At 31.9% G+C, this 24,894-nt stretch carries 24 protein-coding genes and 1 tRNA gene; 15 read left to right on the top strand and 10 right to left on the bottom strand.

Translation table 11 applies throughout. The features are described from left to right. Window positions 1-2: 2 nt before the first annotated feature. The 9 genes from Y592_RS03155 to Y592_RS03195 are packed head-to-tail and all read left to right on the top strand — an operon-like array spanning window position 3 to window position 8,948. Window positions 3-560, top strand: a complete 558-nt coding sequence (locus Y592_RS03155) for a hypothetical protein (protein WP_075665605.1) — start codon at window positions 3-5, stop codon at window positions 558-560. Beyond that, window positions 554-3,010, top strand: a complete 2,457-nt coding sequence (locus Y592_RS03160; RefSeq protein WP_088368854.1) for an ATP-binding protein — start codon at window positions 554-556, stop codon at window positions 3,008-3,010. The genes Y592_RS03155 and Y592_RS03160 overlap by 7 nt, the downstream gene beginning before the upstream one ends. A 1-nt stretch (window position 3,011) precedes the next feature. Continuing rightward, the gene (gene pyrH, locus Y592_RS03165; protein ID WP_075665607.1) at window positions 3,012-3,713 is read left to right on the top strand and encodes a UMP kinase; all 702 of its coding nucleotides are present in this window, start codon (window positions 3,012-3,014) and stop codon (window positions 3,711-3,713) included. Then, the gene (gene ylqF, locus Y592_RS03170; RefSeq protein WP_075665608.1) at window positions 3,713-4,489 is read left to right on the top strand and encodes a ribosome biogenesis GTPase YlqF; all 777 of its coding nucleotides are present in this window, start codon (window positions 3,713-3,715) and stop codon (window positions 4,487-4,489) included. Before pyrH ends, ylqF begins: the two co-directional genes overlap by 1 nt. Next, a complete protein-coding gene (locus Y592_RS03175; protein ID WP_075665609.1) occupies window positions 4,474-4,941 on the top strand; it encodes a chemotaxis protein CheX in 468 nt (155 codons plus the stop codon). The genes ylqF and Y592_RS03175 overlap by 16 nt, the downstream gene beginning before the upstream one ends. Then, window positions 4,941-5,594, top strand: coding sequence for a 5'-methylthioadenosine/S-adenosylhomocysteine nucleosidase (locus Y592_RS03180; RefSeq protein WP_075665610.1), 654 nt, complete (start codon window positions 4,941-4,943; stop codon window positions 5,592-5,594). Before Y592_RS03175 ends, Y592_RS03180 begins: the two co-directional genes overlap by 1 nt. 9 nt (window positions 5,595-5,603) lie before the next feature. Continuing rightward, window positions 5,604-6,695, top strand: a complete 1,092-nt coding sequence (locus Y592_RS03185) for a D-alanine--D-alanine ligase family protein (protein ID WP_075665611.1) — start codon at window positions 5,604-5,606, stop codon at window positions 6,693-6,695. Further along, window positions 6,692-7,405 (top strand): alpha/beta fold hydrolase, encoded by a 714-nt coding sequence (locus Y592_RS03190; RefSeq protein ID WP_075665612.1) that lies wholly within the window; start codon window positions 6,692-6,694, stop codon window positions 7,403-7,405. The genes Y592_RS03185 and Y592_RS03190 overlap by 4 nt, the downstream gene beginning before the upstream one ends. A 1-nt stretch (window position 7,406) precedes the next feature. Next, on the top strand, window positions 7,407-8,948 hold the full coding sequence (locus Y592_RS03195) for a Mur ligase family protein (protein ID WP_075665613.1): 1,542 nt from the start codon (window positions 7,407-7,409) through the stop codon (window positions 8,946-8,948). 48 nt (window positions 8,949-8,996) lie between these two features. Here Y592_RS03195 and Y592_RS03200 read toward each other — a convergent pair whose 3' ends face one another. The 10 genes from Y592_RS03200 to Y592_RS03245 form a co-directional block, all read right to left on the bottom strand. Next, a complete protein-coding gene (locus tag Y592_RS03200) occupies window positions 8,997-9,629 on the bottom strand; it encodes a redox-sensing transcriptional repressor Rex (protein ID WP_075665614.1) in 633 nt (210 codons plus the stop codon). Next, the gene (locus Y592_RS03205) at window positions 9,613-11,583 is read right to left on the bottom strand and encodes a [FeFe] hydrogenase, group A (protein ID WP_075665615.1); all 1,971 of its coding nucleotides are present in this window, start codon (window positions 11,581-11,583) and stop codon (window positions 9,613-9,615) included. The genes Y592_RS03200 and Y592_RS03205 overlap by 17 nt, the downstream gene beginning before the upstream one ends. Window positions 11,584-11,598: 15 nt before the next feature. After that, window positions 11,599-13,479 (bottom strand): NADH-ubiquinone oxidoreductase-F iron-sulfur binding region domain-containing protein, encoded by a 1,881-nt coding sequence (locus Y592_RS03210; protein ID WP_075666693.1) that lies wholly within the window; start codon window positions 13,477-13,479, stop codon window positions 11,599-11,601. A 1-nt stretch (window position 13,480) separates the two neighbouring features. Then, entirely contained in the window at window positions 13,481-13,954 is a 474-nt protein-coding gene (gene nuoE / locus Y592_RS03215; RefSeq protein WP_075665616.1) for an NADH-quinone oxidoreductase subunit NuoE, read from the bottom strand. Window positions 13,955-13,966: 12 nt separating this feature from the next. Further along, window positions 13,967-15,106, bottom strand: a complete 1,140-nt coding sequence (locus Y592_RS03220) for a SpoIIE family protein phosphatase (RefSeq protein ID WP_075665617.1) — start codon at window positions 15,104-15,106, stop codon at window positions 13,967-13,969. A gap of 2 nt (window positions 15,107-15,108) precedes the next feature. Beyond that, window positions 15,109-16,674: a [Fe-Fe] hydrogenase large subunit C-terminal domain-containing protein gene (locus Y592_RS03225; protein WP_075665618.1), complete on the bottom strand. Its 1,566-nt coding sequence runs from the start codon at window positions 16,672-16,674 to the stop codon at window positions 15,109-15,111. Between the two features lies 1 nt (window position 16,675). Then, the gene (locus Y592_RS03230) at window positions 16,676-16,903 is read right to left on the bottom strand and encodes an NAD(P)H-dependent oxidoreductase subunit E (RefSeq protein WP_075666694.1); all 228 of its coding nucleotides are present in this window, start codon (window positions 16,901-16,903) and stop codon (window positions 16,676-16,678) included. 214 nt (window positions 16,904-17,117) lie between these two features. Next, on the bottom strand, window positions 17,118-18,374 hold the full coding sequence (locus tag Y592_RS03235) for an MFS transporter (protein WP_075665619.1): 1,257 nt from the start codon (window positions 18,372-18,374) through the stop codon (window positions 17,118-17,120). After that, on the bottom strand, window positions 18,352-19,233 hold the full coding sequence (locus Y592_RS03240; protein WP_075665620.1) for an SHOCT-like domain-containing protein: 882 nt from the start codon (window positions 19,231-19,233) through the stop codon (window positions 18,352-18,354). Before Y592_RS03240 ends, Y592_RS03235 begins: the two co-directional genes overlap by 23 nt. Next, on the bottom strand, window positions 19,226-19,603 hold the full coding sequence (locus Y592_RS03245) for a DUF2089 domain-containing protein (protein WP_075665621.1): 378 nt from the start codon (window positions 19,601-19,603) through the stop codon (window positions 19,226-19,228). Before Y592_RS03245 ends, Y592_RS03240 begins: the two co-directional genes overlap by 8 nt. A 226-nt stretch (window positions 19,604-19,829) precedes the next feature. On the opposite strand from Y592_RS03245, the gene Y592_RS03250 reads away from it, so the two are divergent. From Y592_RS03250 to aspC, 6 genes are all read left to right on the top strand, one after another. Further along, window positions 19,830-19,902, top strand: a tRNA-Thr gene (locus tag Y592_RS03250). A gap of 61 nt (window positions 19,903-19,963) precedes the next feature. Then, on the top strand, window positions 19,964-21,265 hold the full coding sequence (obgE, locus tag Y592_RS03255; protein ID WP_075665622.1) for a GTPase ObgE: 1,302 nt from the start codon (window positions 19,964-19,966) through the stop codon (window positions 21,263-21,265). Continuing rightward, on the top strand, window positions 21,216-21,827 hold the full coding sequence (gene nadD, locus Y592_RS03260) for a nicotinate (nicotinamide) nucleotide adenylyltransferase (RefSeq protein WP_075665623.1): 612 nt from the start codon (window positions 21,216-21,218) through the stop codon (window positions 21,825-21,827). Before obgE ends, nadD begins: the two co-directional genes overlap by 50 nt. Continuing rightward, entirely contained in the window at window positions 21,817-22,707 is an 891-nt protein-coding gene (locus Y592_RS03265; protein WP_075665624.1) for a tRNA dihydrouridine synthase, read from the top strand. Before nadD ends, Y592_RS03265 begins: the two co-directional genes overlap by 11 nt. An 89-nt stretch (window positions 22,708-22,796) precedes the next feature. Next, a complete protein-coding gene (locus Y592_RS03270; protein WP_075665625.1) occupies window positions 22,797-23,759 on the top strand; it encodes a polysaccharide deacetylase family protein in 963 nt (320 codons plus the stop codon). Then, window positions 23,756-24,877 (top strand): aspartate aminotransferase, encoded by a 1,122-nt coding sequence (gene aspC / locus Y592_RS03275; protein ID WP_075665626.1) that lies wholly within the window; start codon window positions 23,756-23,758, stop codon window positions 24,875-24,877. The genes Y592_RS03270 and aspC overlap by 4 nt, the downstream gene beginning before the upstream one ends. The last annotated feature ends 17 nt before the right edge of the window (window positions 24,878-24,894 follow it).

Raw genomic sequence — 24,894 nt, forward strand, 5'->3', positions numbered from 1 at the left:
ATATGGAAATTAAAGTCGCAAATTTAGAACTGTATTCTGTGCCTTTTCGGGTAAGCATGTTATGGAATATAATATATCAACTAAAACTTTCTGTTTTAGATTTGCTCTCGAAACAATACCAAGATGCCCACTTTATCTTTTATAATGCATTAGGTGAATATGGAACATACGACAAGGTGGAGGAAATACTTTCAGTTTATTTTAAAGACTTTGAAATACTAGATGAAAAACTTGAGTTTAGCACCTCTCCTATTAATAATTTACCGGTTATTGAAAAAGATGGAAAATTAGAAAGACTCGACTGTGAAACATTGGGGATTTATTACCTAAACAACTTAAATAAATTACCAGAAAAAAAATATTCAAAAAACATACTTGTTGTAAATGAACTAGTTGATAAAAAAAGGATAGATGCCTTAAAAGACGACTATATTGTAATTTCTCAAAACAAAGAATTAGATTACAAAAATTTATTTGAGAGAAAAGTACTAGAGGATATAGAAAACGACACCACAAAAGCTGTACTTCTTGATCTTTTGCGAGGTGGTAGCGTATGTTGATTAAATCATTAAAAATAAATGGATTTGGAAAGATAAAAAGCAAAGAATTAAAGTTCAAACCTGGATTAAACGTTATATTTGGCCCTAACGCTTCTGGAAAAACAACTATAGCCTACTTTATTCTTAACGCTTTATCAAAACCAGGCGATGAAATCAAAAAATACGAGCCCTGGAACCATTACGAATTTGGTGGTGAAATAACAACGGATGAAGGCACATTCAAAGTGGATTTTCTAAATGGAGAATTTAACACTCTTGTTGATAGAGAACTCTTTGAAACAGTGGGGTTTATAAAGGAAAACGAAAAATTAGACCTGTTAAGGGAAAAAGATTCTTTTGTTATAGGTTATATGAAAAAGAAAATGCAAAAAAATGAGTGGGGAATAAGATTAACTGAAGCTATTGCAGCTTCAAATAATTATTTCGAAAAAGTCCAATATTGCATTGAAGAATTAAATAAAAAAATATCTGAACTTGACGCACAAATTTTGGATATAAAGAAAGAAATTGAAAAATACAATAAAAATATACTGTACAAAAAAGAATTGAAAAAAGAAAAGGAAAAAATTGAAAATGAATTAATCATAAAACAAAGTAGATTGGAAGAAGAAAAGGGAAAATACATAAAGGAATTAAATGACAAAATAAGAAGCTTAAGTTTAAAAAAAGAAGAATTAAACATGTCTTTACAAGAATTTTCAAGAATTTCCAAAATTGATAGGGAAAAAATAGTACAAGTTAGGGAATTTATGAATACACTAGAAGTACTCAACAAAAACATAGATGGAATTTCAAAACAATACAATGAACTTTTAAATAATTTAAAAAATATTGAAACCCTATTAGAGGAAAAAATGAAAAATTTGAATATAAAAGATGAAAAAGAACTTGAAACGGTCAACCTTAAAATTAAAAATTTAATTTTATTAAAGAAAATGTATGACGAAAAGAAAAATAAATTAGAAGATATACTAGAGGAAAATCCACTTTGGAAACTCTTTACTGAAAAGGAAAATTTAATTGATGAACTGGAAGAAGAAGAAGCAAAACACAAAGAAAACCAAAACAAAATACAAAAGAAGATTGACGATCTAAAAGAAAATTTAAATAAAATTTCTTCTTCTATAAAAATTCACAAGGATTTTTCCTTTGTCTTTTTCTTTGCAGCTTTAATCTCGTTGATTTTGGGATTTGTTATGAAAAACATTTCACTTTGGCTATTTAGTGGGGCAATTATTACGGGTATTGCTGGATTTATTGAAACAGTTCTCTGGAGAAAAAAGGAAGGAACAGCAGAAATAATAAGAAATGAAATAGATGAGTTGATGAAGAAAAAAATAATACGACCTAGGTATTTAAGTCTGCTAAGAGAATACAATCTAAAGTCACTAAAAGAATTAAGGCAAAGATACTACGAATTTATTGAATGGAAGGCAAGAAAAAAAGATTATCAAAGTGCAAGTGAAGAATTTAAAAAATTAGAGTCTGAAATTTTAAAGGAATTAAAAGATTTTAATTTGGGAAGTGCCGCCCAAATTATAGATTCTGGTATTTCTTACCTTGAAAGGTTGGTAAATGAAGTACAAAGGCTAATTCTTACAAAATCCTCGTTGGAAAAACAACTATATGAAGTAAAATCCGAAATGGAAAATCAACTAAAGAAGAAAGATGAAACAACGCTTACCCTCAATAAATTAGTAGAAGAACTAAAGCTCTCACTTGATGAAATCAAAAATTTTGATAATCTATACGGTAAATATCTAACTATAACGGAAAATATTACAAAGGTAGAATCTGATATTGAAAAATACCAATCTATGTTGGACAACGAAATCTTACCCGAAGAAATCAGAAATTTGGAATTTGAAATAAAAGAATTACAAAGGAAAAATAAGGAAATTGAAGAGGAACTTTCAAAAGAACTAAAACAAATTCCCTCTTTTGAAACTTTATTGGAAAAAATACAGGAAAAAGAAAAAATTATAGGAAAAATCGAATCTCTAAAAGTATACTTATCAAATATCTCAAAGGCAAAAGAAATATTAAGAAAAAGACTAGAAGAATATGTGGAAACCTATGGAAAGAAATTTAAGGAAGAATTTACTAAGATATTACTTTCCATAGTAAATGAAACCATGCCAATTATTGTCGAGGATAACCTTTCTGTAAGGTTAAATATAAACGGTGAAAAATTAAATCCAGAGGAGTTTTTAAGTGCTGCTACTTTTGATCAAATGTTATTCGCATACAAAGTTGCACTCTTTAAAACCATGGCAGAACACAACCTTCCATTGATAATTGACAACGCTTTTATAAGGTACGACAACGAAAGACTAAAAAGAGTAATAGACATCTTAAATCACGAATCAAAAAGAAGACAAATAATACTATTAACAAGTGACATTAGACTGGTAAATACTTTTAAGGATATTGTTAAGTTGGAGGGATAATATGTACAAAAGAATCCTCTTAAAACTCAGTGGGGAAGTACTAAGCGGTGAAGGTGAAAAAGGATTCAACCATGAAAATATCATATACCTTGTTGATGAGTTAAAAAAGATACTAGAATACGGGACAAACATGGGAATCGTTATTGGTGCGGGTAACTTATTTAGAGGCAGAGAAATGCAAGAGTTATCCCCAACTATTGCAGATCAAATAGGTATGTTGGGAACTGTAATAAACGCATTGTATCTGAAAGATATTTTTGAAAAAAATCACCTAAGAACTGTCGTTGTTTCACAAGTAACATCTCTACCGTCGATAAGACCTATACATTACGATGATATAAACCTATACTTTGATGCAGGATACGTTGTAATATTTGCAGGCGGAACGAGTAATCCATTCTTTACCACAGATACAGCTGCCGCATTGAGAGCTGTTGAAATGAAAGCAGACATACTAATTAAAGGTACAAAAGTAGACGGTATATACGATAAAGATCCAAAAAAATACAACGATGCAAAGAAATTTAATATGCTCACTTTCGATGAAGCGATAGAAAAAGGATTAAAAATTATGGATACCGAAGCATTTTCCATATGTAAAAGGTATAATATGAAAATACTCGTTATGGACTTCTTTAAAAAGAATAATCTACTTTCCGCTGTAAGAGAGGAAAATGTAGGTACTTTGGTGGTGCCCAAATAATGTGGTATCCAGGGCACATAAGTAAGGCAAAAAGGAAAATAAAAGAATTTCTAAAAGCAGTTGATACAATCTTAATTATTTTAGATGCAAGGGCTCCACTTGCAACTACTGCTTTTGAAAGAGAATTATTTTCTGGAAAAAAGGTCCTGTATATTTTAAATAAATCAGATTTAGCAGATGAAAACTACACAAATCTGTGGATAAAAAAAATAAGTGAAACATCACCTGTTATATCTTTTTCAAAAGACGAACCTGTAAACAAAATTAAAAAATTTATTAAATCCTTTTCAAAAGAAAAATTAAAAGAAACGCGTGTATTAATAGCAGGTGTTCCAAATGTGGGAAAGTCGTCTATAATAAATAAAATTTCAGGTAGAAAGCTGGCAAAAACGGGGATGGCTCCAGGTATAACAAGAGGGTTACAATGGATAAACTTGGGAAATGTAAAATTACTCGATACCCCTGGAATATTATACTCAAAGCTATTTAACAAAGACATAGCTGCTAAATTACTCCTTATTGGTTCTTTACCTGTAGAATCAATAGAAAAATATGATATAATTACTCGGGCATATGAACTTTTTAAAGATGAATTAAACATCAATAAAAGCTTTGAGGAATTTTTGGAAGAATATGGAAAACAAAGAGGATTTATCTCAAAAGGTGGAATTGTGGACTTTGAAAGAACCAAAAATAATATATTCAAATCAATTTCAGAAGGAAAATTTGGACGGTTTACATATGATAAGGAGGTGAATCTATGGATGCAAAAATAATTAACTCACTAATTTCAGCGGTAAAATCTACCTTTAAAATGGTACTTAAAGTTGAACCTAATGTTTCAAAACCTTCAATCTCCAAAGGAATTGAACCAAAATACCCCATAGTTACAGTTATAGGTTTTAATGGAGACATAGATGGTAACTTAATTTATTCTTTTAACAAAAACACAGCAATTAAAGTGGTTAGTACCATGATGGGAATGCCATATGAGAATCTAGATGAACTTGCATTGAGCGCATTAGGTGAGTTGGGAAACATGACTAGTGGATCAATTGCAATGGAACTTGAAAAAGTAGGGTATAAAGTAGATATTACACCTCCCACTGTAATCACAGGTAAAGATATCCAAGTTACCGCAGAAGGTGTAATATTAAAACTTCCTTTGAATATCTTTTCAGAAGGAGATTTTGAAGTACATATGGTAATTAGAGGTGGAGGGAAATAATGATTGTTATAACCAGTGTCTTAAGGGAAGAAATTTTAGGGGCTTTTAGGGAACTACTTCCCGTTTTGGAAAATGGTGAAATATTAAAAAGACCTTATATGAGGGGATTAATAGGTGCAAATGAAGTACTACTTGTATATGGATTAATTGGAAAAGTTGAATCTGCAATGATGGCCCAAGTTTTAATAGATAAATTCAATCCTAAATACCTAATACATTGCGGCTCAGCAGGTGCAATAAACGAAAAAAGAAAAATTGGGGATATAGTTTGCGGAACAAAGTACGTAGAACACGATATAGGGTTTAGAGAAAAAACAGTATCATCATTTAAGGCCTCTGATCTTTTAGTTGAAAGAATATACGATATATACAACGATACAATCTTTGGGATTATTGCAAGCGGTGATTCTTTTATAAACTCAAAAGAAGAAAAGGAAAGAATTTACAAAGAAACACAAGCAGAAATAGTAGATATGGATAGTGCGGCAATAGCAAAGGTTTGTGCAGAAAATGGTATAGAATTTTGTTCGTTGAAAATAGTAGTAGACAAAGGTCTAGAAAGCAGTGAAATAGAGATAAAAAGTAATTTCAAAAGGCTTGCGCCATTTCCATCTGCCATTATTGCCGAAATGTTGCAAAAACACCTGTTATAGGAGGCATATATGCTAAACGTTGGAATCTTTTTCGGTTCAAAAAGCGTTGAACATGAAATTTCAATAATAACAGCTAATCAAGTCCTATCCTCCATAGATAGGAGAAAGTATAATGTCATTCCCATTTACATTTCAAAAAAAGGCGAATGGTTTACGGGAAAAATACTCGAAAATATAGAAAATTTTAAGGATATTGATTTCATGTTAAAAAAAGCCAAAAAAATTGATGTTATTCTTCCCCAAAAAAACAAATTAGTTTTAAAATCAGGATTAAAAAAGTACTATATCGATTTTTGTTTCCTTGCATTTCACGGAACAAATGGAGAAGATGGTACATTTCAAGGTATGTGTCAATTTTTTGGCATTCCATTCTCTGGAAGTGATTTTTACTCTTCTGCATTTTCAATGGACAAGGTTATAACAAAAATTCTATTAAAAGAAAATAGTATACCGATGGTGGATTTTAAATATACAACAAAACCTAGTGAAGATTTTTTTAAAAAATGCGAAGAAGAATTAAGCTATCCCATGATAGTGAAACCTGCAAGATTAGGTTCAAGCATAGGTATTTCAAAAGTTGACAATAGAGAAGGACTAAAAGAGGCAATAGAGCTTGTTCTTAAATTTGATGATAAAGTACTGGTGGAAAAGTGGATTGATGCAAAAGAAGTAAATTGCGCAGTAATGGGTTATAAAAACATTTTGGTGTCAAAGCTTGAAGAAATAGTAAAAGAAAAAGAACTTTTTGACTTTGAGGAAAAATACTTTAAAAAAGGAAAAAAATTTTCCAATCATATTATTCCGGCAAACCTGGATGAAAAATTAGCAAAAGAGGTAAAAAAAGTAGCTATAGAAACATTCAAGGCATTGGAATGTGCAGGAAATGTAAGGATAGATTTTCTAGTAACAGACAAAGTATACGTAAACGAAGTAAATTCTATACCAGGTGCACTAGCATTTTATCTGTGGCAACAAAGTGGTTTTACATTTTCACAAATAATAGATAACATGATAAACATAGGACTTGAAAGGGCCAAAGATAAAGAAAATAAAATCTTATCTATCAATACAAATCTTTTAAATTTAAAGGTGGGTAAATGATACACTATGAAATAATCCCTAAAGGTAAAAAAAATATACTTTTCTTGCACGGTTGGGGTGCAGATTTTTCTTATTTTAAACCAATTGCAGAAAAATTAGAATATACCTCAATACTGGTTGATTTACCCGGTTTTGGAAAAAGTTCAAAACCTCCTTTTGTAATGTCTAGTTTTGATTATGCAAATACTATTGAAAATTTTATTGAATCATTGAACTTAGATAGCATATCTTTGATAGGACACTCTTTTGGCGGAAAGATTGCCGCTATTTTGGCCTCAAAAAATCCAAAATGGCTTGATAAATTAGTAATAATTTCTGCACCTGGTATAAGAAGAAAAAACTTAAAGTTAAGATGCAAAGTATTAACTTATAAATTACTGGTAAAAGTATTTAAATTTTTAAACCTCAACACACAATATTTAAGAGAAAGATTTGGTTCTGAAGATTTCAAAAATTCTAAAGGTATAATGCGCGAAATTTTAAAAGTCGTGGTAAATGAAGACATATCCGAGGAATTAAAGAAAATAAAAAGTGAAACGCTAATTATTTGGGGCGACCTAGACAATGCTGTCTCCTTTGATGTTGTAAAAGAATTTGAAAGATTAATCCAAAATTCAAAGCTTATAATCTATAAAAATGTTTCACACTTTCCATTTTTGGAAAATTACGACAGATTCTTAAACGATTTAAAAATATTTTTAGGAGGATAATATGCTTGAAAAGATATTTTTGCTCCTATTTGTTTCAAATTTTGTAATTAGATCCCTTTACTCTCTTCATATGCTACAACTTGAAGAATATTCCGAAAAAAAATATTTAAAATGGATATTTTCACATCTTAACAGGTACTTGGTTAATCTACTATTTGTACTATCTATTGTCTTTTATTTTTTCAACCTGTACATTGCAATTGCGTTGCTGGTAATTTCAATATACGTTGACTTGCGATACTTTGTTTTGGTTAAAAAGAAAAAACCACTTGTTTTCACAAAACGCCTAAGAAGATTATTATACGTTTCATACGCAATTTTTGGTTTTTGTTTACTATGGACTATACATTCAAGCAGTTTATTATCCGAATCTATTTTATTTTTCATAAGCTTATTTAACTCATTTTATTATTTTTTAATAAATGCGTTAATGCTTCCTATCGAACGCTTAATCAATGAATACTACTACAAAGATGCTAAAAGAAAGATAAAACATCTAAAACCACAAATTATAGCCGTAACGGGAAGCTATGGGAAAACAAGTACAAAATACTTTCTTACCCATCTCATTAGCGAACACTACAAAACACTTATGACGCCGGAAAGCTACAACACTACAATGGGAATTACAAAAGTAATCCGCGAAAAACTAGATAAGTCGCACGAAATATTTGTCGTAGAGCTTGCGGAAAATGACAACTACGGATATGATAAATTACTTGACTTACTTCACCCAGATATATCCATATTAACTTCTATTGGTATACAACACCTTGAAGAATTTCACAGTATGGAAAATATAATAAAAAATTTTAAAAACTACCTAACAGATAAGAGGATAGGGAAAAAAATTGTAGTAAATTTAGACGATGAAAACATAGAAAAATTAATAAAAGATATAGGTGCAGAGGTTATAACTTGTGGAATAAAAAATGAAAAAGCACAATACAAGGTAAAAGATTTAAGACTGGAAAAAGATGGCTCACAATTTATACTTAAAACTCCCAACAACCAAGAGTTTGAAATAAAAACGAATGTATACGGAAAGGAAAATATAATAAATTTACTACTTTCCATTGTTAGCGCTTTTGAATTAAAGGTACCAGTAGAGGAAATAATAGAAAGGGCTAAAAATATAGTCAAACCAAAACACAGACTAGAAATAGTTAGAGACGATACAATAACTGTAATAGATGATACCTTTAATTCGAATCCAAAGGGGTTTAAAATGGCACTTGAATATTTATCACTTTTTAATTATAGAAGAAAGATATTAGTAACTCCTGGTTTTGTGGAATTAGGAGAAAGAGAAGACGACGAACATTACAAATTGGGAAAATTAATATCAAAGTACGTAGATGTTGTATTTTTGGTGGATAAAAAAAGAACAAAAAAGATTTTAGAAGGACTAAATGATGCTGGGTTTAAAGGAGAAGTCTTTGTTGTAAATTCCTTGGATGAAGTTATCGAAAAATTTAAAACATTTCTAAAACAAGGTGATGTAATATTATTTGAAAATGATCTTCCCGATAACTACGCATAACCCCCCAAAACGGGGGGGTGGATGGTGTGGTGTCCATGTTGGCACTTTTCACTTTTTTGCCAAAATATGTTTTATAGTAAGTATTCCAGAAGTAATATCTTGATTTTCTACTATTATAGTCTCTGGCACTTTTAGTGGGACAGGCGAAAAATTCCAGATTGCCTTTATCCCTTTTTTTATTAGTAAATTTGCTACCTCTTGAGCGCTTTCTTCTGGAACACAGATAATACCTATCCTTACTTTAAATCTTTTTATAACCCTCTCAAGGAAAGACAAGGGGAGAACAGAAAGTTCTCCCACAAAACTTCCTATTTTTTTTGGGTCATTATCAAATATTGCTACAACTTTTACTCCCATCTTTTCAAAGCCCATATATTTTGCAAGAGCACTTCCCAGGTTTCCTGCACCAACTATTATTAAATTTTCTAAGACCCTTGTCCCAAACAACTTACCAAGTTCTTCTACAAGTAGAGGGATATGATAGCCTTTTTTGGGTTTTCCCGTAATATCAAGATACGTAAAATCTTTTCTCACTTGCTCTGGTTTTATGTTAAATTTCTTTGCAAGCTCATCAGATGATATATAATCTTCATCGATTTGCATCAAATACGCATAGTACTTTTTTAGTCTTTCAAAAGTGGGTTTAGGCACATATATGGGCCATTTATCCTTTTTTGACATCCTCCTTTAACACCTCTTTTATTTTTTCGATGTTTGCCTCAGATACTATTTTATCATTCACAACTACATTTGGAGACTTTCCACAATTTTCCAAACAAAATGTGCCCTTTATCTCCAAGTCTTTAGCCCATTCTTCTTCATTTGCCAGTTTAATAAGTTCTGAAAGAATTTCATATGAACCTTTTGAATAACAAGATGTTCCCAAACACACCTTTACCGTTGTTTTCTTTTCTTTTTCAATTGGTAATGGGAGAATTTCTATATCACCATTGTTAATCCTTTTTCTATTTTTATAGGTTGTATGCAACACTTCATGTGCTATATGACTAAGTGGTTCTTTTAAATATTTTTCGTATAGCGACAACATGTGATAATTTTCAGTCGGTGATATTAAAACATCAATACCTACTACTTCACTTAATATTTTTGAGCGTTTTGTCCTTACCCTTGTATCATTTGGATATGGTTGTCCTCCTCCACCAATACATCCAAAATCACATGCCATAACCTCAACTATATCCACTTTTAAATTTCCTTCTTTTATTTTATCTATAACCTTCCTTGTGTTTCCAAGTCCAAAAACCACAACTCCAGTTATACTCTTTCCATTCTTTGTCTTTACTGTTGTAATCCTTATTCCTTTTTCTAATTCCTCTGTTTTAACACTCTCAACTTCAAGTTCATCTTCCAAAACATTTAGTACACTTGAAAACACTCCACCAGTTTTTCCAAAGCTAAGCCCTGATTGAGATGAAAGACCATATGGTCTATCAAATGGAACAGGTGGTATGTCTTTTAAATTAAAACCACTGGATCTAATGATTTGTGACAATTCCTTAGTTGTAATTACAACATCTACTTCACCAGAAAGTTCTTCTCTTTCTGCTTCAAATTTCTTGGCAGTACAAGGCATTATCGAAACGAGGTATATATCTTCTGGATCTATTCCTATTTCTTTTGCATAATATCTCTTTATTATGCTTCCCAAAGCTTGTTGCGGAGACTTAACAGAAGATAAATTTTCCAAAAATTCCGGGTAATTGTGTTCGGCAAACTTTACCCATCCCGGACAACAAGATGTAAATTGAGGTAATTTCTCACCTTTTTCTAGCCTTTCTTTAAATTCATGTGCTTCCTCGTAAGCCACCAAATCCGCTGCAAAGGCCACATCAAATACTTTATTAAAACCTATAGACTTTAAGAAATTTACTATTCTTCCTGCTGTTACTACATCATTCTCAAGTCCTAACTCCTCTTGAATAGATGCCCTGACAGCCGGTGCCATCATTCCAATTATGTATTTTCCCTCTTCCATGGCCTTGTAAACTTTTTGTATGTCATTTCTAAATGTTAATGCACCAGTTGGACAGTGAGCAACACATTGTCCACAAAGGACACAATTTGTATTTGCAAGTTCTTCGCCAAATGCTGGCATAACTTGTGCCTCAAAACCCCTAAATGCAAAATCTATAGCCCCAATTGATTGAACTTCATCACAAACTCTTACGCAATCTCCACATAGGATACACTTTGAATTATCTCTGATTATTATAGAAGAATAATCTATAATATTAGATTTATCTAATTTGTCAAATCTTACTTTCCTAATTCCAAACTCCTCTGCATACTTTTGCAGTTTACAATTTCCATTTCTCTCACACGTTGTACAATCTCTGTTGTGTGATGCAAGTAGTAATTCTAAAATTCCTCTCCTCATTTCATAAATCTCAGGTGTATGTGTTTTTACATTCATACCTTCGTATGGCTTAATAGAACACGAAGTCATTAATTGCCCATCTACCTCAACTATACACATTCTACAAGCACCATATATGGACGTTTCAGAAAGATAACAAAGATTTGGAATTTCAATACCAACATCTCTCAAAGCTTCTAAAAGGTTTCTAGCGTTATCATTAATAATGGTTTCTTTACCATTAACTATTATCTTCACTACAATCGCCTCCTATTATACCAATTCTATAGCGTTAAATTTACACTTTTCAAAACAAATGCCACATTTAATACATTTTTCCTGGTCTATTACATATGGTTTTCCTCTTTCCCCGCTAATAGCATTTTGTGGACATGCCCTTGCACAAAGGCTACAACTTTTACACAAATCCGGGTTTATGACATACTTCCTTAAGGCTGTACATGTTCCACTTGGACATTTTCCGTTTATATGTTCAACATATTCATCTCTAAAGTGCTTTAAAGTGCTAAGAATCGGATTTGGAGCGGTTTTCCCAAGACCACATAATGACGCTTTTTTGATTATTTGAGATAGATCTTCTAGATTTCTCAAATCTTCCTCCGTTGCCTTACCTTGTGTAAATTTTTCCAATATGCTATATGCTTGCATTGTACCTTCTCTACATGGTACACACTTTCCGCATGACTCCCTCTTTGTAAAATCAAGGAAAAATCTTGCAACTTCCACCATACAACTATCTTCCGTAATAGCAACAATTCCACCTGAACCTACCATCGCATCAACCGATTTCAAAGTATCGTAATCTAATGGTAAATCAAAGTATTTTTCAGGCAGACATGCTCCAGATGGCCCACCAATTTGTATTGCTTTGAGTTTTTTCCCATCTGTTGTACCACCACATATATTCTCAAGAATATACCTAATTGTAGTTCCAAATTGTATTTCAATTATCCCAGTAAGTTTCAAAGGTCCTGTTACAGAAAACATTTTAGTACCTGGAGATTTTTCCACTCCATTTCTTCTATATTTTTCGACACCGTCTCTTATTATCTTTGGAACATTTGCATATGTTTCTACATTATTAATCAACGTTGGATAACCAAAAAGTCCTCTTTGAGCAGGAAATGGAGGTCTGGGTCTTGGAACTCCTCTTTTCCCCTCAATTGATGCAAGAAGTGCCGTTTCTTCACCACAAACGAATGCACCTGCACCTTCTTTTACTTCCACATCAAATGAAAAACCTGTTCCAAGAATATTTTCACCAAGGAGTCCCAAAGATTTTGCATCTTTTATAGCTTTATTAAACATTTCAACTGCTATTGGATATTCCGCACGTATATACGCGTATCCTTTTTGTGCTCCAATTGTATATGCAGCTATAATCATTCCCTCAAGAACTGAATGTGGATCTCTTTCAAGTAACGTCCTGTTCATAAACGCACCTGGATCCCCTTCATCGGCGTTACACACTACAAACTTTTTATCTCCCTTTGCATTATATGCAAATTCCCACTTTAGTCCTGTTGGAAACCCTCCTCCGCCTCTACCACGCAATCCCGAATCCTTTATGGTCTTTATAACCTCTTTTCTATCCATAGAAGAAATTACCTTAATCAACGATTTATAACCTCCACGCCCCATGTAATCCTCTATCTTTTCACACTCACTTGTCCCAATTCCTTCCATGACGTAAAAAGTCTGATTTTTAAAGAAAGTCGCATCTTCCAATCTTTTAACCTTTTTACCGGTTACAGAATCTGTAAGCAATAACCTTTCAATTATTTCTCCTCTTTTAATGGTTTTTTCCACTATCTCTTCTACATCTTCAACTCTTACATGATGATATGTTATCCCGCTTGGGGTAAATTTCACAAGAGGACCAAGAGAACAAAGTCCACAACATCCTGTTTTTTTGACTACCGGATGATCAGAATCATCATCCATTGTTTCAACTTTTACATTCAATCCTTTTTCCTTTAAAACCTCAACAAATCTTTTATATACTTTTCTTGAACCACTCGCAGTACAACCTGTACCTACACATACATAAATCTTCTGTTCTTTTAACTTTTTTTCTCTTAACTCTTGTTGTTTTTCTATGTATTCAAGTGCTTCTGTAATATTTTTAAACATATTATCTATCATCTCCTTCTTTAATTTTTCTTAAGATCTCCTTAGTTTTTTCAGGAGTGAGTTTTCCATATACTTCACCGTTTATGACCATAGCAGGTGCAAGCGCACATGCCCCTAAACACCCCACCTTATCAAGACTAAACTTCAAATCTTGAGTTACTTCTCCAGGTTTAATACCAATTTCCTCTTCAATTGCTTTAACAAGTTTCATAGATCCTTCCATATGACACGCTGTACCATCACAAATCAAAATTGTGTATTCTCCTTTAGGCTTAAGAGAAAATTGTGCATAAAACGTAGCAACGCCAAATATTTTTGCAGGTGGTATCTCAAGTGCGACTGACAAATAATTTACTATTTCCTTTGGTATATGTCTGTATTCTTTCTGTACATCGAGCAATATTTTTATCAAATTCTTTTTCTCGTAGTTATGTTTTTTTAAAATTTCTTCAACCTTCTCAAAGGTCCTCTCCACCAAAGTCACCTCCTAAAAATATTCAATGTTAACAATTTTTCCTTTCTCTTCAAGTATTTTTGAAATATCGCTAATGAGCCTAAATTTTAAAGAAATATCATGTGTAAAAAGTGGATTCTGATGAGCAGGGTTTATTGCTCGTCCAACAAAAAAATTTATTATATCGGCCCATTCAAACAGTTCAATCATCTTTTTTGCCCCCACTCCCAGTTCATTAGACTGATTTTCATAGTATCTAAATACCTGTGTAAGTGTAATAATTCCCTCTGTTACTAAATCTATTCCTTCCATATACCCTATAGGCGGTGATATCTTTGAAATACTCCTTACATCTATATCAATCTTTTTACCCGATATTTTCTCAACAATTTGACCAGTTGTTCCTCCACAAACTATCTTTTTTCCTTTTGAACACAAAAGCTTTCTTACCACTAATTCATCATTTTTCTCATCTTCAGGAGGACCTACCATGACTGTAAGTATTCTCTTTTCTCTAATTTTTAACCCCGCTATCAGTGCATCGTCCCCCTTTGTTCCCTTATCCAACCTTCTTACTAGGTTTATCATATGATTAACTATGTTTTTGTGAGCAATTTTATTCCTCAATAAATTTTTAAGTTCAAATTTTATGTTTTTTTCACCAAAACCAAAAGGATATTTATCCGAACCCATACCAGCTTGAGAAATCCCATCTGTCATCAAAAAGATTGAGTCTCCTATATTCACTTCTATTTCGCTTATGTACAAACTTTTATCATCAACCTTTTTTTTTATCTTTTTCAACGGTACAAGTCTATCACCTTTAAAATAAAATATTAATGGAAATTCATATTCAAAGATGGTACACCTTTTGTTTCTATAATCAACTAAACAAGTGGCAAGTGTAGAATAACTAATTTTCCTTACTTTACATGTTGGAAGTGTGGATAATATAGAACTAAATACCTCTTCTATTGGAATATTATTAAAGACCATGGTTGTTGCCATTGTTGCAGTTAAAGTTGAAAGTATATTTGCCTTCACACCACTTCCAAGACCGTCAGAAACACTCACTACACATTTTTCCTCGTTTCTCTTGATCTTTATAGAATCTCCACAAACCCATTCTCCTCGTTTGTTTTTAGATAAAAAGTTAATTTCACACGTAATCATTACTAATCCTCCATGAATTTCTTGAATTCCATAAAACGGGATTTTGTTTCGGCAATCGATTCACCTAGAAGTCCTGCTATCTCTTGGGCTAACAACATTTGCTTATTCAACACATCTTCTATTTTCTCTATCGTTTGTATTTTTAAACGCTTCATTTTCTCTTCTTGTTCTAATTGCTTTGTAACATCCGTTAAAATGAATACTTCCCCACTATTTTCAGGTAGAATAAACCTCTTTGCCAAAAATTTATGTAATTTTCCATTTATTTCTATTTCTTTTAGAAAATTATCTTTTATGTCTTTAATTAATTCCATAACCTTATTGTTTGAAAGACTCATAAATATTAATCTTGCAATTTTATTCTTGTAAGTTATCTTTCCGTTTTGCGATATGATTATAAGATTTGGAGTTTCTTCAACTACCATATTACTCACACTTGAAACCTTCTCTATTAAATATGTCACACACATTTCCTTTTCCGCTTTATTTGAAAGCACGGCAATTGCCTTTTCACGGCAGGTATCATATCCACAAGCGCTACAATTTAATTCCTTAGACTTATCACTCTTCCCCATGGAATTAAGCACATTTTGAATTTCTTCTTCCGAAAAAAACATCTCTTTCTTTTTATTTGAAAAAGTTCTATTAAGATTCACATCTAAATTCAAAAAAACATCACTTTTTGGCAATTTTTCAATGCATTTATTAAGTTTCACTCTCTTCTCAATAAGGCTTATATCTTTTCTTGTTGCAGGTCCTTCAATACAACCACCCACACAAGCAGACATTTCAATAAAGTAGTTGTTATCAAGTTTTTTTAGTCTAGAAAGAAAATCTTTAATATTTTCGATTCCCTCGACAATTAAGTGATTTTCCAATTTTACGTTTTTAACTATTCCACTAGTAATAGGATAATATCTGCCATTAGTTGGATATGGTGGATCAGGATATTCTTCCGTATCAATATTGACTAAGATTTCTTCAAGCTCTTCAAATGTTAGTACCACGTCAAAATAATCTTCAAGTTCTCTCTTTTTTGCAATACACGGTCCTAAAAAAACAAGTGGAAGATCTCCAAATAACTTTCTCAAAATTTTTGCATGTGCAATTGCAGGCGATAAAACAGGTGCTAAAAACTCTAACTTTTCTGGAAAATATTTTTCCACCAATTCAACAACTACGGGACATGCAGTAGAAATTACACTTTTTCCAAATTTTCTATACTCTTTTGATACCAATTCTGCTCCAAGTGATGTCTCATTCACAATAGCACCATTCTTCTTTAAAAAAGCTATAACTTTAAATGGATTATCAAAATGAGCAAAAAAAGACGGTGCAATTGAAACTACAAATTTTTTACCAAATAACTTCGTCAACAAATCAACATTTTTCAAATAGTTCTTGGCATCTTGAGGACAAATCTCAATACATTTACCACAAAGTATACATTCACTATCAATTACAAAAGACTTATTATCCGAAAAAGATATGGATTTAACAGGACAATTTCTCAAACATTTATAACAATATTTACAATTCGCTTCATTTGAAATAATAAATTTTTCCATATTATTCCCCTTCTTTAATGAATTTTTTCACAATTTTTTGGACATTTTCTGGGGAAACGTTAGAAATAAGCTTTCCGTTTATTTCAATATTTATTCCTTTTTCACACTTTCCAAAACAAAGTGATCCATACAATTGCAGATTTTCTATATTTAAAGCTTTTATCTTTTCCACTACTTCATATGAACCTTTTAAATGACAAGAACTTCCCATACATATTCTTATAACCATATTTTCACCTATCGTGAAATTTATAACGTTATTTTTTTCACTATAATTGTAAAACAAGAAAATATATTTGTCAACAAAAAAGTCTTGGATTTTTCCAAGACTTTTTATACAATTAAAAATCAAATATTAAGGAAAACAAAAAATGAGATAGACAACACTACTTTCACCAAGAAACGAAAATTATTTCATATATTTTTTATTAAAATGCACAATCTTACCCCTCATTTGGCTCATAAACCTCATAAGGTGCAAATACTAAAAAACCAACCGAAATTATCGCAGTTATAATAGTTGCAAAAAGAAATATAAAGTGTGCAGCAATATGATCAAGTAAAAAGCCATATATTACTGCACCTAATGGAACCATAACTTGAGAAAAAACTTCCAATGTTGAAAAAACCCTTGATCTTATACTCGATGGAGTCATAAGTTGTAAATTAGTAGATATAGGAACATTAACTTGCACGTTGAAAAAACCAAAAAAGAAGTATATAACACCTACAATCCAGAAAAATTGCATCACAGAAAAATTCTTTAAGACATCTGGGAATATAAAATACGAAAATGCAAAAAGTAGCAATATTTGAATGATTAACCCTTGTGTCATCAGTGCTCTATTCTTTAGTTTATTTAAGAATGAAACAATTGCTATATTCCCCAAAAGCATACCAAATGTAAAAAACGTTTGCACAAGCCCGTATTGTTGTGCACTCATCTTCACAACCTGCCTCAAAACATATGGTTCTACTACTTGCAATAAAGGAGCCATCAAAAAGTTGGTAACCATTGCAAAGGTAAACAAAAACTTTAAGCTTCTTTTGTTTACAATAAACAAAAGTCCTTCCTTAAATTCTACAAAAAACGTCTTTATCGAAAGTTCCTCTTTTTTTGATAGATGCGGTCTGTAATTAATAAACATTTCGCTTAACGCGGAAAAGACAAATGATAACCCATTAAATAAGAATACTAAAGAAATCCCAAAAAACCCATACACTACCCCTCCAAGAATTGGGCCTATTATCATTGAAAATGAGTTTACACCACCTAAAATAGAATTTGCACTTCTTAAATCTTCTTCTGAAACTATATCCGGAAGCATTGCAGTTGTAGCCGCACCAAAAAAACCATCCAAAACGGAAACAATTGCCTGAATCACAAATAAACCAACCATATTGAGTAGGTTTCCAAATGACATTGCAGAAAGTAATAGTATTAATCCACCTCTAATTAGATCAGTTAATACCATAATATTTTTTCTGTTAAACCTGTCACCAAGCACCCCAGAAAAGGGGGCTGCAAAAAGTCTTGGCAATATTCCAAGGAGTGTAAATATACCCATTGCAGCTCCTGAACCCGTTTTATCCAATATGTACAATGGAATTGCTATCATTTGAATTCCAGAACCTATAAGTGAAACAAATCTTCCAAATATAAATAGTACAAAATTTTTATTCAAGATTGTTTTCTTCACAGTTTATCACTCCTGAATTTAAAATACCTCTTCCTGAAATAGTCTCACAACCAATAAACCCTGCACTAAGAGTCCCATTGAGAATTATTTCTTCTGCGTTTACATTTCCAGTGCTTATCTTCCCAGATTCATTTACTATTATTTTTTCTGCATTTATATTCCCACACTTTAGCAAACCAGATACTTCTAATTCCTCAACTTGTAAATTGCCACAAGCAACTTCACCAATAACTATCATATTTTCCGTATATATGTTGTTGCAAACAAGTTTTCCTTTAATTATTATTTCTTCTGCATTTATATCCTCTTCAATCTTCAATGATTTTCCTTCTTCAACTATCAATGTATTATATTTTTTCTTCTTTTTACCATTAGCCTCTTTCATCTTCATACCCGAAAAAAATGGTTTTATAATCTTAAAGACACCTTTTAAAAGCAGGTTGTTAACTCTTGTTAACCCACCATATACCTTAGGTGGTCTTCCACTTTCTCTACATGCAACTATATTTAGACTACCATGTATGATTCCTCCATTCCAATTAACCCTAGAACCAACAACGTTTAGATCACCATCTATTTCTCCTGAAAAGGTGAGTTTTCCAAAAACTATGGAGCAATCTCCTGCTACTTTTCCCTTTATTATAGCCTCTCCATTTACAATGTTTAAATCCCCTTGAAAATTTTCTGTTTCATCGATTACAGTTACCTCACCAACTATAGGCTCCTCTGAAGTGTCTGTCGTCTGATAAAAATCCTTGTTTTCTTCTTTTGATTTAATTGCATTTATTAACGCCTCAGCCTCTTCTGCTGATATTTCCCCATTTTGAAGTGCCTCAAGCACTTTTTTTATATCATCCATCTTTATCTCCCTCCCCTTTTTTCTTTAATATATTAAGAGCATCTTCAACGCTTATAACTCCCTTTTTCAATTTTTCAAATACATCCTCTGATCCCTCTGTTTCAGAACTCTCAAATGGTTTTAACCCCATTTTATTTAACAATTTCTCAAGTTTTCCCCTAAGCGTAAAGTATCCTATACCAGTAATCCTCTCCATTTCTTTCAGATTCCCCCTACTCCTTAAGAAAAGAATTATAAATTTCATATCTTCTTCATCTAAAAATGCAAGGGGGGAAACTGTAAAAACCCCAGAAACAGTCACATTATCATGTTGACATTTCAACTGTGTGACTTTCATAATATTTCCACATACAGGACATTTTGGTAACAATTTATCACCCCTTTAAAAATTTAGTCATATCAAACAAAAAAATTGTAAAACATCCATATCTTTATCAAAATTTTTCATGCCTTTTTCAAAAAAATTATACTCTTTTCAAAAAAATATGTCAAGCAAACAAAAATTTTTTTAATAACCTAAAAATTATTTAAAACAAAAACTTGCTCAGTCTTTATTGACAATTAAATGATTTTTGATAAAATTACACTAGAATAGTGCCAACGTAGCTCAATCGGTAGAGCGGCGCATTCGTAATGCGTAGGTTGCGGGTTCGAGTCCCGCCGTTGGCTCCGTCCCCCCTAATTAGGGGGATTTTTTATTTTGGTGTAAAATATATGTGAGGTGATAAAAATGGAAAAAAGCAACTTTATTGATAAAGTTGTTATTTATGTAAAAGGTGGAAAAGGTGGAGATGGTTCTGCAAGTTTCAGACACGAAAAATACGTGCCAAAAGGTGGTCCAGATGGCGGTGATGGTGGAAATGGAGGATATGTTTTTTTGAAAGCAAATTCAAATTTATCAACCCTTTTACCCGTTTCCGAAAAGAAAAAGTATATAGCAGAAAATGGTGAAAACGGGAAGGGAAAAAAGATGCACGGAAAAAATGGAAAAGATGTAATAATCGATGTGCCTGTTGGAACAATCGTAAAAGACTTTGAAACTGGTGAAATAATAGCTGACTTAAATAAAGACGGTATGATTGTCTGTGTAGCTAGAGGTGGTCGTGGTGGAAGGGGAAATGTACACTTTAAATCTCCAACAATGCGTGCACCAAAAATTTCCGAAAGAGGATCAGAAGGAGAAGAAAGAAAATTACTATTGGAATTAAAACTTCTTGCAGATGTTGGATTAGTTGGTTATCCTAACGTTGGAAAAAGTTCTTTTATTTCAAGAATAAGTAATGCAAAACCTAAAATTGCAAATTATCCTTTTACCACATTAATTCCAAATTTAGGTGTAGTTCAAGTTGAAAAATTTCAATTTGTTGTTGCAGACATACCGGGGTTAATAAAAGGGGCAAGTAAAGGAGTTGGTTTGGGAAATGTTTTTCTAAGACACGTTGAAAGATGCAGCGTTATAGCTCATATATTGGACATTTCAGGTATTGAAGGTAGAAATCCAATAGAAGATTATTTTGATATTAGAAATGAATTAGAATACTTTAGCAAAGATTTAGCACAAAAAGATGAAATTATAATAGCCAACAAGATAGATTTGCTCGATAAAGATGAACTTGAAAAAAGGATTAAAAAGTTAAAAGAAAAATTGGGAAAAGAAATTTATCCAATAAGTGTATACACTGGAGAAGGCATAAAAGAAGTTTTATACAAACTTGCCGAAATAGTAAAAGAAAGTAAAAAACTTAATGTCTCCAAAGAAACCAATCAAAAAATTGAAAGACCAAAACCTGTTTGGATAGAACTTCCAGAAAAATTCGTTATTGAAATTCAAAAAGAAGATAACGACTTTATCGTAACAGGCACATATGTTGAAGCATGGGCCAAAAGATTGAATTTATCTCAAAAAGATGGTTTTAACAAATTCATGGAACTTCTTGAAAGGAATGGTTTAGACAAAAAATTAAGGGAGGCAGGGGCAAAAGATGGAGACACAGTTTGGATTGCCAAAAGAGCTTTTGAATTTAAAGAATAGTCTTGTGATTTTCGGTGGTTCCTTTAACCCACCACACAATGGTCATATAGTTATTGCACAACTTGTAAGGGAAATGTTTAAAAGTGCTGATTTTCACATTGTGACAAGTGCAACTCCTCCTCACAAAAGTGTAGAAGTACCATTTAAAACAAGGTATCTTCTAACCAAAAAGGCCTTTGAAAAGATGGAAAATGTAAAAGTAAGCGACATTGAACACAGATTAGGCGGTATAAGTTATGCAATAAATACCATCGAACATTACGAAAAAACATATGAAAACATTTTTTTTCTCGTGGGAGAAGATGCCTTATACTCCATTGAAAAATGGTATAGATACGAAGATATATTAAAAAAAGCAAAAATGATTGTATATCCCAGATTCAAAGATAAATCTTTGGTAAAAAAAGTTGAAAAGTGGAATTCGATATATCTTTTAGATTTACCTTTAATACAGATTTCTTCCACAACTATCAGAGAAAGGATAAAGAAAGGACTTAGCGTATACGGTTTTGTCCCAGAATCAATCATCCCACTAATTGAGGAGGTATATTGTGATAGGTAAGGTGGGACTTGCTCCAATGGCAGGTGTCACAAATTGGAGTTTTAGAACCCTTTCCTTTGAATTCGGTGCAGAATTTGCATACACAGAAATGATAAGTGCGGAAAGTATAATCAGAAAATTAAGTGTAAATGAAAAATACTTTCCCAGAAAAGAAGAAAAAGAAAAAGTGGCAATCCAAATATTTGGTTCGGATCCATTTGTAATGGCACAGTCAGCTTATATTGTTGAAAAAAGAGGTGCCTGGATAGATATAAATGCAGGATGTCCTGTGAAAAAAGTTATAAAAAAAGGGGCAGGTAGTGCTCTATTAAAAGACTTAAAAAAACTAAAAAAAGTTATAGAAGAAGTTAAAAAAAATGTAAAAACAAAAGTTTCCGTTAAAGTACGTCTGGGGTTTGAAAAAGATGAATTTGAAAAAATATACGACACTGTTGTTGAAGCAGGTGCTGATATGATAGCCGTACATGGCAGAACTGCAAAACAGATGTACACGGGTAAAGCAAAGTGGAATATAAAAAATAAAGGGTATATACCTTTTTATATCAACGGAGATATATTTTCTTTTGATGATATCAAAGCTGCAATGGAAATTTCTGGAGCAAATGGTGTTTTAATAGCAAGAGGCGCAATAGGAAATCCCTGGATATTTAGTGGAAAAAAACCAAAAATTTGTGAAAAAAAAGATACAATCTTACATCACATTGACTTGCTTTATTTTGAAGTAAGAAATAAAGCACCATGTGAATTTAGAAAGTTTGTATCGGGATATACAAAAAACTTACCAATGGCAAGACAATTTAGAGCAAAAGTTATGAAAATAGAAGATGTTGAAGAATTAAAACTGGCATTTAAAGAATTCTTTTTATCTTTTTCTACTTAATTTTTACAAGTTTTTTTTAAGTTTTAATAAGCAATTCTCTGATAGGAATTTTCCTATTCATAGAATAAAATATTAAATGAGGTGATATAGTGAAAAAATTAATATTCTTATTTTTGTTATTATCTTACATTTCTTTCTCAAACATAGTACTTTTTATCTATCACAGGTTTGACGATGAAAGATATCCCACAACAAATACTTGGACAAGTGAACTTGAAATGCACATAAAGACCGTTAAAAAATTAGGGTATAAAATATGGACACTAAAAGACCTTGAAGATTACGTTTATGGAAAAAAAGAAGAAGAAAATGCCGTAATTTTTACAATTGATGATGGATACGTAACTACCTATACAAAAGCCTTCCCCGTTTTCAAAAAATACAATGTGCCTTTCTCCGTATTTTTGTACTTTGAAGGAGTAGGTATATCAAAGGAATATCTTACCTGGGAAATGGTAAAAGAAATGTCAAAGTATGGTGTTGAATTTGGTCATCACTCTTATTCACACGATAAATTCCCATTTAAAGATATTGACTACTTTGAAAAAGATTTAATAAAGGGAATAAAAATTTGGAACAAGCATATGGATACTCCATTAAAATATTACGCCTATCCATATGGATATTACAACAAAAAGATGATAGAAGTTTTAAAAAAATACAACTTCAAACTTGCATTTATACAACTCCCTGGCCCTTTCACAAGGGAAATATCAGCATACGAAATACCCAGAGAACCACTATTACAAGACTGGGCAACAAAATCGCATCTAATATACGTACTATCAAGAAAACCACTAGTTTTAAAGAAAAAACCTTATTTTTGGAAAAATGGAAAGTTATACGTTAAAACAAATCTAAAAGGCTATTCAAATCCCGTTGTATACATAAGGGAAAAGGGCATAGTGGAAAGCTCCTTTAAAAATGACATACTAGAAGCCGGCCCTTTTGAAATTCAAAATAGGGTAAATAGTTTAATGATAAGTGTAAGGGGAAAGGATAAAAAAGAATATGTAAGATATTATTTAATATTAAAGGAGGTCTTTCAATGAATATCATCGATGAAATTCCATCATCAAAGACTTTAGAAATAAACGCAACTGCCAAGAAGCTAATAAGTCAAGGCAAAGACGTAATTAACCTCACAACGGGTGAACCTGATTTTCCCACACCAGATATAATAAAGAAAAAAGCCATTGAAGCACTTGAAAAGGATTTTACAAAATACACGGATAGCAAGGGAATCCCTGAACTTAGAAAAACCATCTCAATACTTTTGGAAAGAAAAAATATTTCATTTTCAAAAGACGAAATAATCGTAACAAATGGAGGAAAACAAGCCTTATTTAATTCCCTGTTATCCATTGCCGAAAAAGGTGATGAAATAATACTAATATCTCCATTTTGGGTCAGCTACCCACCTATGGTTATTCTCGCCGGGGCCACTATAAAAATTCTAGAAACAAGTTTTGAAAACAATTTCCACCCCAATATAGATAAACTAAAATCTTTAATCTCTAAAAAAACAAAAGCCATAGTTGTAAACTCTCCAAATAACCCCACGGGAACAGTCTATCCAGAAAATATAATAAAAGAAATTGCAGATATTGCAAATAAAAACAATATTTTTGTCATAACAGATGAAGTTTACGACGTACTCGTATACGACGGTAAATACGCATCTTTGACAAAATTTGTAAATCCCGAAAATCTCATATATATCAATGCCTTTTCCAAATCATATGCAATGACTGGTTGGAGAATTGGATACGTTGCAACAAAAAACAAATCCATCCTAAAAAGGATTGCAAAAATACAAGCCCACAGCACTTCAGGTATAAATTCTATTGCACAATATGCTGCACTTGGAGCACTAAATGCGGACAACTCGTATATGATAAAGGAATTTAAGAAAAGAAAAGACTTTGTGGTAAAAAAAGCCAAAGAACTGGGACTTAGATTTGTAGAGCCAAAGGGAGCATTTTATCTTTTCTTTGAAGTTAATATAGATGATGAATTATTCTGCAAAAAACTTTTAGAAGAAAAGCTAGTAGCATTGGTACCAGGCAGTGCTTTTAATGCAAAAGGATTTGTTAGAATGTCTTTTGCAAATTCCCTTGAAAATATTAAAAAAGCATTTGAAAGACTTGAAGAATTCTTAAGGGGGTAATCCCATTTATTTTTTGA

Origin of the sequence: Thermosipho sp. 1070 (assembly GCF_001682135.1) — a bacterium.
Lineage (GTDB): Bacteria > Thermotogota > Thermotogae > Thermotogales > Fervidobacteriaceae > Thermosipho > Thermosipho affectus.

Coding starts and splice junctions, on each gene's coding strand:
- Y592_RS03155 (WP_075665605.1), top strand. CDS start 3: ATGGAAATTAAAGTCGCAAATTTAGAACTGTATTCTGTGCCTTTTCGG.
- Y592_RS03200 (WP_075665614.1), bottom strand. CDS start 9,629: ATGTCAAAAAAGGATAAATGGCCCATATATGTGCCTAAACCCACTTTT.
- Y592_RS03190 (WP_075665612.1), top strand. CDS start 6,692: ATGATACACTATGAAATAATCCCTAAAGGTAAAAAAAATATACTTTTC.
- Y592_RS03230 (WP_075666694.1), bottom strand. CDS start 16,903: ATGGTTATAAGAATATGTATGGGAAGTTCTTGTCATTTAAAAGGTTCA.
- Y592_RS03195 (WP_075665613.1), top strand. CDS start 7,407: ATGCTTGAAAAGATATTTTTGCTCCTATTTGTTTCAAATTTTGTAATT.
- Y592_RS03225 (WP_075665618.1), bottom strand. CDS start 16,674: ATGGAAAAATTTATTATTTCAAATGAAGCGAATTGTAAATATTGTTAT.
- pyrH (WP_075665607.1), top strand. CDS start 3,012: ATGTACAAAAGAATCCTCTTAAAACTCAGTGGGGAAGTACTAAGCGGT.
- Y592_RS03240 (WP_075665620.1), bottom strand. CDS start 19,233: ATGGATGATATAAAAAAAGTGCTTGAGGCACTTCAAAATGGGGAAATA.
- Y592_RS03185 (WP_075665611.1), top strand. CDS start 5,604: ATGCTAAACGTTGGAATCTTTTTCGGTTCAAAAAGCGTTGAACATGAA.
- Y592_RS03210 (WP_075666693.1), bottom strand. CDS start 13,479: ATGTTTAAAAATATTACAGAAGCACTTGAATACATAGAAAAACAACAA.
- ylqF (WP_075665608.1), top strand. CDS start 3,713: ATGTGGTATCCAGGGCACATAAGTAAGGCAAAAAGGAAAATAAAAGAA.
- nadD (WP_075665623.1), top strand. CDS start 21,216: ATGGAGACACAGTTTGGATTGCCAAAAGAGCTTTTGAATTTAAAGAAT.
- aspC (WP_075665626.1), top strand. CDS start 23,756: ATGAATATCATCGATGAAATTCCATCATCAAAGACTTTAGAAATAAAC.
- obgE (WP_075665622.1), top strand. CDS start 19,964: ATGGAAAAAAGCAACTTTATTGATAAAGTTGTTATTTATGTAAAAGGT.
- Y592_RS03220 (WP_075665617.1), bottom strand. CDS start 15,106: ATGATTACGTGTGAAATTAACTTTTTATCTAAAAACAAACGAGGAGAA.
- Y592_RS03180 (WP_075665610.1), top strand. CDS start 4,941: ATGATTGTTATAACCAGTGTCTTAAGGGAAGAAATTTTAGGGGCTTTT.
- Y592_RS03160 (WP_088368854.1), top strand. CDS start 554: ATGTTGATTAAATCATTAAAAATAAATGGATTTGGAAAGATAAAAAGC.
- Y592_RS03175 (WP_075665609.1), top strand. CDS start 4,474: ATGGATGCAAAAATAATTAACTCACTAATTTCAGCGGTAAAATCTACC.